The 2,070-nt window shown below is 62.2% G+C and carries 5 protein-coding genes; all 5 read right to left on the bottom strand.

Annotation, left to right across the window (positions count from 1 at the left end; all coding sequences use genetic code 11):
- A partial coding sequence (locus AYO52_RS18455) for a heavy-metal-associated domain-containing protein (RefSeq protein ID WP_172812191.1) occupies positions 1–286 on the bottom strand: 286 nt, incomplete at its 3' end.
- Between the two features lie 117 nt (positions 287–403).
- Complete coding sequence (locus AYO52_RS19155) at positions 404–532, bottom strand: hypothetical protein (protein ID WP_256385638.1); 129 nt, start codon at positions 530–532, stop codon at positions 404–406.
- A 179-nt stretch (positions 533–711) separates the two neighbouring features.
- Positions 712–954 carry a DUF2892 domain-containing protein gene (locus tag AYO52_RS17985; protein WP_076599981.1) on the bottom strand — a complete coding sequence of 81 codons (243 nt, stop codon included), beginning with the start codon at positions 952–954 and terminating at the stop codon, positions 712–714.
- A 236-nt stretch (positions 955–1,190) separates the two neighbouring features.
- Positions 1,191–1,343, bottom strand: coding sequence for a hypothetical protein (locus AYO52_RS19035; protein WP_253702250.1), 153 nt, complete (start codon positions 1,341–1,343; stop codon positions 1,191–1,193).
- On the bottom strand, positions 1,324–2,070 hold a 747-nt coding region (locus tag AYO52_RS15955; protein ID WP_253702248.1), incomplete at its 5' end, for an APC family permease. The genes AYO52_RS19035 and AYO52_RS15955, both read right to left, overlap by 20 nt.

Here is a 2,070-nt window from a genome sequence, read left to right as displayed (position 1 = left end):
CTCCACGATTCGGGGGGAACCACATTTCGTCGGGATGCAACGCACCGTGTAGGCCCGGCCAATGCCCGGTCAGCTCCATTCGGCCGGTCAGCTCAAAACCCACCCGTTCGACCGCGGTGAGGGTCTGCGCCAGGCTGTTTTCGGGAGAAGATCTGATCGTGATGACGGACTGCCCGTCTTTGATGAGGTCGACTGACACCCCCTCGACTTCGGGTAGCCCCCATAGATGCTCGATCATTCGCGCGATGCACTCACCGCAGGTCAGTCCCCTGACGGTGTAACTCATCGTGCTAGTGGCCGCTGCAGCCATCTCGGTGTCATCCAGCCTTGGAAATCGCGTCGTGCTCGCTCCTGGTCGGTTCAATGCTGAGCCGATTGGATCCCAGGAGCGTGTAGTGGCGGGTTAATGGCCGTGGCCACCGGGCATTGCGAACATCATCAGGCCCATCATCGCCACGCACAGCGCGCCAAACACGATCACTCCGGTGCCTGCGACCCCGGTCACCAGCAGGACCCCGACAAGAACGAGCATCGGGACACAACACGCGAGCATCATCCAACGATGACCGGAGCGTCCGGGCTTCGAGGGCTCGGGCGGGTACTGCTCTTCCAGAGGCCCATCGCTGTAGGGGGAAGCCGACCCCGCAACGGGGGGCTGATCAGGGGGCGCGTCTAGTGGCTGGCGCCGTCGCTCCTGGGGTGATTGCTCGCTCATGAGGGGTGTCCTTTCCGAAGCGGGAGGCGGCCCAATTTTTTGTACAGTGGACAGTGCCCGGTCCCACCAGTGACGATCAGGTCCAGACCAGCCACGATCAACAACAGCTCCACGATCACCGCGCCCGTGGAATCCGCCTGGCTGAGCAGAATTCCTCCGCCAACGACACCGAGAAGACCCAACACGATGCGAGCGCCCCTTTCGATAGGGGTGATGTTGATACTCCATCTCGCCTGCATCGTTTCCTCCTGGGTGCTCGATCCAGCCCCGAGTGCACGGGACCATTGATCGGTACACCCCCAATCTGCCAAGTGTTTGTGAAGGACGAACTGTCCTTCACGTGAAGGTTCGGTGAAGCCGGTACGGCGTGTGCCACAAGTGTGGGGAGATGCGCGCCTCAACGCGCTCAGCGGACGCGCGTCGTGCGGCCTGAATCGCGCTGGGTTGGTTGGAGTCTCTGGTGTGCTCTGTGTTCTCACTGGTGTTGGTGGTGTCGCACGGCGAGCCACTGGGCGAGGACGATGGCTAGGGCCACTAGCGCGGTGATGACGAGGGTGAACGGGTCCGATTGGCTCTTGGTGAGCAGGAAGGGCACCAGTACCGCGAGGTCAAGGATGATCGCGAGCAACGGGATCCAGGAGTTGGCGGCGACGTCGTTTTTGAGACGGCGGATGATCCCGAAGTGGATGGCAATGTCCATGGCCAAATACAAGATAGCGCCAAGGGAGGCGATCTGGGAGAGGTCGAAGAAGGCGGCCATCACGATCGCCAGCCCGGCGGTGATGTAGAGCGACTGATGTCCTGGCCGGCCGGGCAGGCCCGGGGCTTGGCCCATTTCTNCGGAGCATGTCGTAGAGCTTCGAGACTGAGAATAGGCTCGCGATCAGTCCAGACAGTGTGGCGACCACCGCGATAAGCACGGTTATTCTCATGCCCCAGTCGCCGAACATCGGCTGGGCTGCTTCGGCCAGTGCGTAGTCGCGGGCCTCGATGATCTCTGGCACGGTCAGGCTCGCAGTGACTGCGACGGTGATCAATAGATAGAGCGCCGTGCACAGGGCGATGGAAATAATGATTGAGCGGCCGATATTGCGCTTGGGGTTCTTCAGATCCCCGCCGTGGTTGGTGATCGTGGTGAACCCCTTGTACGCCAGGATGCATAGGGTGACACCGGCGAGAAAGCCCACCCATCCCTGGTCTGGTGGCGTGCGTCCAGCGGCGGTAATGAGCCGGGGCAGGGAGGAGAGTCCCGCGGCGAGGATTCCCGCGATCGCCAGCACCGCGATGCCGACGATCTTGAGCGCTGCGGTGACCGTGGCAGAGCGCTCCACTAGTTGGTTGCCCACCAGGTTCAC

Origin of the sequence: Dietzia sp. 111N12-1, assembly GCF_001658045.1 — a bacterium.
GTDB classification, from domain to species: domain Bacteria; phylum Actinomycetota; class Actinomycetes; order Mycobacteriales; family Mycobacteriaceae; genus Dietzia; species Dietzia kunjamensis.
The sequence above is the reverse complement of the archived record's forward strand: the minus strand, read 5'-3'. Positions and strand labels throughout refer to the sequence as shown.